The following is a 7,266-nucleotide window of genomic DNA, read 5'->3' as shown; positions in this document are numbered from 1 at the left end:
AGATTGCGATGCGTTGTGAAAAGACGGATGAATCTTTTGCTGCCAACATTTATCTGGCTGCTACGGTTTTAAGGCTGGCTTGAATGTCAACAGACCCTAGGGTTTTTTGTGGCATTAAGCTTCCCATTTCCTAACTTCTCCGCATAAGCAAAAATTTCCTTGCGTAATTGCGCATCACTGATTTTACTGCTGTCAAACACCCGAGTGGTGTTAACTTTGTTTGCACTGTTCGCCATTTCTTTAATATCCATATTTCCAAGCTTCAGGCTGCTGTTGGGGCTGTTGAATATATTTGCGATACTTACTTTGCTTTCGATTGTCGCATACTGTCTGAAATTGGAAGACCAGCTTGAGGTTTGGCTGTTGCTGATGTTGTCCGATACCCGGCTTTTTGTTAAATAATTATCCAACATCTTTACATTAGGCTTTTTCTTAATTGTGGAAAGTATAAAACCTACGGCCGCTTCTTTGGCGGCGGCATCGCCCTCAGCAGCATTCTTTAGAGTATGCGCCATTTTTACATAGGTTTGCGGATTTACGGCAGAAATCATTGTTTTAGCAGCAGCCATGTTTTTCGGTGCCAAAGTCTGTTTAGCCATGGCGCAGTATCCAGGGGTAAAGCCGAGGCAATACACCACATAATTAAGCGTATCAATGCCGTAATCTACTCCTCCAACAACACCGTCTGCTCCTGCAGCTGCCAAATCAACCACTGCATTGCGGACAATATCAAGATTATTCTTAGCTTCTTCTTCGGTTCTAAACTTCTTGCGATAAGCTTCTATCTCTTCCCTAGCTACATCACCTAATAAAGTATTATTCTCCACTGCTATCTGTGCCGCATTCGCCGCAGCATTCACATCCCTGCCTGCAACGGCAGCCGCAGTGCCGGCAATCAGTTTTGAATAGGCAGTTATCTTCGCTTTAGCTTTTTCGATTTCGGCCGCACTCATACGACTGAAATCAGTATTCTTAACCAAGGCCTCACCAACAATCTCACCCACCGCAGCTCCAATCGCACCATCCTGACACTTACCCTTATTCGCCGCCGCAGCCGCACAGCCCGCTACGGCATGGGCAATCTTGTGGGCTATGTAATGATGATCCAACTGTTTGATTTTACTTGCTGCCTCTCCATGTGCAGTACTCACCAAAGCCGCAAGGATATTCGCTTCCAGATTGTCTTTCAGGCTGCCGCCGTTGACAGCGGTATTAATCAGCGCGGCACTGCCTGCATTGGCCAGGTTGACGGTTAGGTTGTTGACCCACTGCTTATCGCTGACATTGTTCAGTGCCGAAGCGCCGATTTTGTCGGCTACGCCTGCAGTAGCGGCGGCAACCACCAGATTTTTCACCATGCTGCTTCTGCCCAGCTCTTTCAGGGTTTTGCCGACATCGCCTTTGTTGTTGATGAGCGATACGGAAGCCTGGCTGGCCAAAGAGGCGAATGCTGCATCGGTTGCTGCGGCGGTCGCGCCGTTTAATCCCAATGCAGCTCCGGTTCCTGCGCCTGAGGTGACCACGGTAACGGCCAGTGCGATAATCGCCGCACCTGCTCCGGTTAAACCTTCCTGTTTGTAGTCCCATTTATCGTAAGCAAGCTGCACCTGATTCCAGTTGACGTTTTTTGCCAGGGGTATACCTCTGCACGCACGCGTCTGAGCAGTACATAGGGAATCTGAATATTTACTTTTAGAACAAATGCCGTCTGAAAATTGGATTTTTCAGACGGCATTGCGTTACTAAAAAGCAGGGGAAGTTTAAACCGCATGAGTAATATTTGCTTCTCTACGGTTTGCTAATTACATCTGTTTTCTGAATCTTCCAACCACATTTTAGTCGTATTAGGCAAAGTATGATTTCTTGAAAAATCATTTTTATCAATTATCTCCAGAGAGTTATTTTTTATATTAATTTTCCCATATGAAATTTCTTTTTTAGAATAACAAGACTGTGAAGCAATATTTTCACCTTCAATATACGAAAAATAAACATAATTTCCTTCTTGATAAAAATTGATTACCAATCCAAATAACAACTTACCTTTCTTTTTACCATCCTCTTCAATTTTTTGTACTAAAATATAATCAGCAGGCCACCCTTTATCACGTACATATTCAAATTGATAGCTTCCAAAGTCTTCAACATCCGAATTTAAATAACTAAAAAATAAATAAACACATAGTAGTAAAACTGATATGAAAAATAAATTTTTTAATCTAATTAACCACATTTACATTACCTTTAAATTTAATTTCAAAAGGAGTTCCTTGCCCAGGACTACCAATAACAGTTTCCACATTCCTATAAAGAGTTTTAGCATTATTTTTTACTCCCCCGTTAAATTTGTGCATTTCAAAATCATATTTCTCAGTAGCCAACCGATACTTTCCATCTTTTCCTTTGATTACTGATACATTGCCATGAACAGCCCAACGAGAAACATCTGAATATGGTATTCTTCCAGAAGTAAAAACTTCCTGTTTATTGGCAGGATTCGTTTTCCATTGTGCATTTTTATCTACATATACATTCCATCCGTCAGAATTAACTTCAATCAATAATTTTGGATTGTTATTTAATTTATAAATATAGTCAGCTAAATCTTTCGTTAAAGTAATTCTTCCTTGGCTAAGCTGTTTTGAAATTTCTCCAATATCAGTGCCGTAGCGTTTTTTAATTTCTTCTTGTCTCCGTTCATCAGGAGTTAAACCATCCAAACGATTCAAAGAATTATTCTCCACCGCTATCTGTGCCGCATTCGCCGCAGCATTCACATCCCTGCCTGCAACGGCAGCCGCAGTGCCGGCAATCAGTTTTGAATAGGCAGTTATCTTCGCTTTAGCTTTTTCGATTTCGGCCGCACTCATACGACTGAAATCAGTATTCTTAACCAAGGCCTCACCAACAATCTCACCCACCGCAGCTCCAATCGCACCATCCTGACACTTACCCTTATTCGCCGCCGCAGCCGCACAGCCCGCTACGGCATGGGCAATCTTGTGGGCTATGTAATGATGATCCAACTGTTTGATTTTACTTGCTGCCTCTCCATGTGCAGTACTCACCAAAGCCGCAAGGATATTCGCTTCCAGATTGTCTTTCAGGCTGCCGCCGTTGACAGCGGTATTAATCAGCGCGGCACTGCCTGCATTGGCCAGGTTGACGGTTAGGTTGTTGACCCACTGCTTATCGCTGATATTGTTCAGTGCCGAAGCGCCGATTTTGTCGGCTACGCCTGCGGTAGCGGCGGCAACCACCAGATTTTTCACCGTGCGGCTTCTGCCCAGCTCTTTCAGGGTGTTACCGATATTGCCTTTGTTGTTGATCAGGGAAATGGAAGCCTGGCTCACCAATGCGGTAAAGGCAGCATCGGCCACGGCTGCCGATGCGGTACCCTGTGCCGCTCCGATAAGGCCTGCGCCTACTCCTCCGGTTACCGCCGCTACTGCCAGGGCGATAATTGCGGCTCCGGCTCCGGTTAGGCCTTCCTGTTTATAGTCCCATTTGTCGTAAGCGAGCTGTACTTGGTTCCAGTTCACGTCCTTGACCGTCTGAAGCTGTTTCAGATAGGCATATTCGGGCTGTTTGGCCAGCTTTTCGATTTCGGTTTTGAGGTTGCCTTTGGGGATGTCGGCGATATAGCCGCCGGGAGCGGTCAGCTTAGGCAGTGCCGGCCCTTCAAAGCTCGGTAGCTTCAGCGTTTCAACCGTGCTGCCGCTTCCGGCCTGCTTTTGCCATACGGTCGAGTTGGATTCCAGCTTTTCTTCGGTTTGGATGCGGTTAACGATGCCTTTTAGGATAATTTTCGCATCGGCTCGGGCTTTTTCACCCACCCCTGCCTGTATGTCGGCTCCGGAAAGGGTGGTTTTGAATTCGGTGCCTTCGAGTACGGTATCCCAGCCGGAACGGGTTTTGGCTGTTTGGGCGATAACGCGTACGGGCAGTTTGGTTTCGTTCAGCTCGTTTTTGCTGTAATTGCTTTTACCCACTTTGATGCCGATGAAACGGGTACTTTTCTGAACATTCAATTGGTGTTGGTGAATGCCTTCGGCTGCCAGCAGTTGCATTGAGGCCGTCTGAAAAACGGATATTCAGACAGCCTATTGCTACTTTAAATAATATTTGGGTTTAAAATATCATCGTATTTCCCAAATTCGGGGAACAGAAAATCAATTATTTAAATTTTTCATCCTCATAATATGGGTGATCAAAAAGCTCTCCTTCCCACATATTTATTTCTTCTATGCCTTTATCTTTCATAAACTCATGATAATCATAAAAATCTTTTCCATATTGTCCGTAAAAAATTTTCATATCCCCAAGCCACATAGCATAACATTCATCGCATAAAATGACCTCCCCAGAGAAATATTTAGGCTTTGCATGATAAAGGTAGCCTTGCTCACATCTTGGGCAAATTTTAATTTCTTTATCCATAAGAGATTCCTTTCTTAATTATTTCTGAGGATATGCAGAAATGATTTTATTTGTTCCTTTTTGCACAACAATCCGCACTTTTGTTTCTCCTTTTGTTCCAATAGGTTTCTTCATATCTACAAGATATACGGATGAATCATTTGGCAAAGGATTTCCTTTCATTCTCCAAGCTTCATCAACCAAAGGCAAAACTTCTTTACGGGACACATTAAAAACAGAATGAACAGGTTTGTTTGGATTTGGAATTGTATGGGCTAAAACATGTTTAATCCTATTACCATGCTTAGCATCTAACCCATAATCTAACCCCGCCGGTGTTGTCCAAACCTTATTAACCTTATCATAAGTAAGCTTGATTCCGGTCTGCTTCTGAATTTCCTGTATGGCTTTAGCCGTATCAACTGCTTCGTCTCCCGTCTTCAGAACATAAGCCCCGCCTCGGCTGATTTTAGTCGCACCTGCCGGAACAAAGGGAACGGCAGCTGCGGCGGCATCCACACCAAAATCAATCGCCGCTTCTCGAGCCATCTGCTTATCGCCAATAGATTTGGCGTAAATCCATTTACCGCCGTCCCATACGAGGTTGCCGATATCCCAAATAATATCTAATGCATTATTTTTAACAGCTGTTTCGGAAGCATTTGCCGCCACATCAACATTGCCTCCTGTAACACCTACAGTCGCTCCGGCTACCAATTTTGCATACGCAGTAATATTCGCTTTAGCTTTTTCAATTTCAGAAGCAGTCATACCGCTGAAATCGGTATTCTTAACCAAAGCCTCCCCGACAATCTCCCCCACGACCGCACCAATCGCGCCGTCCTGACACTTGCCCTTATTCGCAGCCGCTGCCGCACAGCCCGCTACGGCATGGGCAATCTTATGGGCAATGTAGTGCTGATCCAATTGTTTGATTTTACTTGCTGCCTCTCCATGCGCAGTATTCACCAAAGCCGCAAGGATATTCGCTTCCAGATTGTCTTTCAGGCTGCCGCCGTTGACAGCGGTATTAATCAACGCGGCACTGCCCGCATTGGACAGGTTGACGGTCAGGTTGTTGACCCACTGCTTATCGCTGACATTGTTCAGTGCCGAAGCGCCGATTTTGTCGGCTACGCCTGCGGTAGCGGCGGCAACCACCAGATTTTTCACCGTGCTGCTTCTGCCCAGCTCTTTCAGGGTTTTGCCGACATCGCCTTTGTTGTTGATGAGCGATACGGAAGCCTGGCTGGCCAAGGAGGCGAATGCTGCATCGGTTGCTGCGGCGGCCGCACCGTTTAATCCCAATGCAGCTCCGGTTCCTGCGCCTGAGGTGACCACGGTAACGGCCAGTGCGATAATCGCCGCACCTGCTCCGGTTAAGCCTTCCTGTTTGTAGTCCCATTTATCGTAAGCGAGCTGCACCTGATTCCAGTTGACGTTTTTCGCAACTTGAAGCTGTTTTAAATAAGCATACTCGGGCTGTTTGGCGAGTTTTTCGATTTCAGTTTTCAGATTGCCTTTGGGAATATCGACAATGTAGCCGCCGGGTGCGGTCAGCTTGGGCAGCTCAGCTCCCTCAAAACTCGGCAACTTCAGCGTTTCAACCGTGCTGCCTCGGCCGGCCTGCTTTTGCCAAACGGTTGAGTTGGATTCCAACTTTTCTTCGGTTTGGATGCGGTTAATGATGCCTTTGAGGATAATCTTCGCATCGGCACGGGCTTTTTCGCCCACGCCTGCCTGTATGTCGGCTCCGGCCAGGGTGGTTTTGAATTCGGTTCCCTCGAGTATGGTATCCCAGCCTGAACGGGTTTTGGCTGTTTGGGCGATAACGCGTACGGGCAGTTTGGTTTCGTTCAGCTCGTTTTTGCTGTAATTGCTTTTCCCTGCTTTGATGCCGATGAAACGGGTGCTTTTTTGAACATCCAATTGGTGTTGGTGAATGTCTTCGGCTGCCGGCAGTTGCATTGAGGCCGTCCGAAAAATGGATATTCAGACGGCCTATTTCTCTTTAAATGATATTTGGATTTAAAATATCATCATATTTCCCAAATTCGGGAAACAGTATGATTTTATCTTTTTGTGAATAATGTTCTTTTTTTTCATACCTTTGATTAGTTGTGAAGTCTTCTTTCAAAACATAGCATTCATCATTTTCGGCATTAAAAAAGTAAGCCGTGCCTTCAGCCATTTCATGAGAATCCAAACTCATATATTCCCGCCAAACTGCCATAGAAAGGTAATATCTTTCTGAATCGGGATATTTCTGAAACTGGTGGGTAAGATAGCCTCGTCCCCAGTTGTCAAAAAAATTTACTGAGAAAAAATCGTTACTCTCGTTTAGTGTAATGACATAGGTAGGCTTTTCAATGAAAGATCCAATGATTACCGCATATAACATTTTTTTGTCATGCAGTTTTTTTGCTTCTTCTTGAGTAAGAGGACCGTAGGCTCCTTGGTCTTCTCCCCATAACCATTCTCGACAATAAAAAATTCGAAATGAGTGTGTATTCATTTGTATACCCTTCCTGTGTGATCTCTAATTGTAACTTTATGCTCTCGTGCAGCATCTAATATAGATTTAGGGACTGGATTAATTTGGGGAGGAACTTCTAAAATAAGCCTTCCTTCAAGTTTTGTTCCTCGAAGTGCTGTAGGCGTGCTTGGCATATTCAGAATGCTAGTTCCTGAACTATACTTATTTGTTGCCTCACGAATATACCCAATGGCAGTACTTTCCTTAAGGGGCTGTCCTAGATAACTAGGATAAATTATCTATTACCAATTGTTTCAAAATGGAAATTTGAACTTTTATTTCACTGTTGTTAAAACGCCATTCGCACTCCT

3 protein-coding genes and 4 pseudogenes are annotated in these 7,266 nt (G+C 44.7%); all 7 read right to left on the bottom strand.

Annotated elements, in window-relative coordinates; translation table 11 throughout:
* Positions 1-86 precede the first annotated feature (86 nt).
* A pseudogene (locus tag ACLD9W_RS11675) lies at positions 87-1,640 on the bottom strand (DUF637 domain-containing protein); the annotation flags it as partial.
* Between the two features lie 158 nt (positions 1,641-1,798).
* Positions 1,799-2,233, bottom strand: coding sequence for a hypothetical protein (locus ACLD9W_RS11670; RefSeq protein WP_410842173.1), 435 nt, complete (start codon positions 2,231-2,233; stop codon positions 1,799-1,801).
* Positions 2,220-4,070 (bottom strand): annotated as a pseudogene (locus ACLD9W_RS11665) (DUF637 domain-containing protein); the annotation flags it as partial. The gene ACLD9W_RS11670 and the pseudogene ACLD9W_RS11665, both read right to left, overlap by 14 nt.
* A gap of 106 nt (positions 4,071-4,176) precedes the next feature.
* Complete coding sequence (locus tag ACLD9W_RS11660; protein ID WP_002234239.1) at positions 4,177-4,440, bottom strand: hypothetical protein; 264 nt, start codon at positions 4,438-4,440, stop codon at positions 4,177-4,179.
* Positions 4,441-4,458: 18 nt separating this feature from the next.
* A pseudogene (locus ACLD9W_RS11655) lies at positions 4,459-6,384 on the bottom strand (DUF637 domain-containing protein); the annotation flags it as partial.
* A 46-nt stretch (positions 6,385-6,430) separates the two neighbouring features.
* Positions 6,431-6,934, bottom strand: coding sequence for a hypothetical protein (locus tag ACLD9W_RS11650; RefSeq protein WP_410842172.1), 504 nt, complete (start codon positions 6,932-6,934; stop codon positions 6,431-6,433).
* A gap of 246 nt (positions 6,935-7,180) precedes the next feature.
* A pseudogene (locus tag ACLD9W_RS11645) lies at positions 7,181-7,266 on the bottom strand (IS1595 family transposase); the annotation flags it as partial.

Source organism: Neisseria sp. WLZKY-1 (assembly GCF_046546535.1).
GTDB lineage: Bacteria > Pseudomonadota > Gammaproteobacteria > Burkholderiales > Neisseriaceae > Neisseria.
This window is presented reverse-complemented; position numbering and strand designations above follow the sequence as displayed.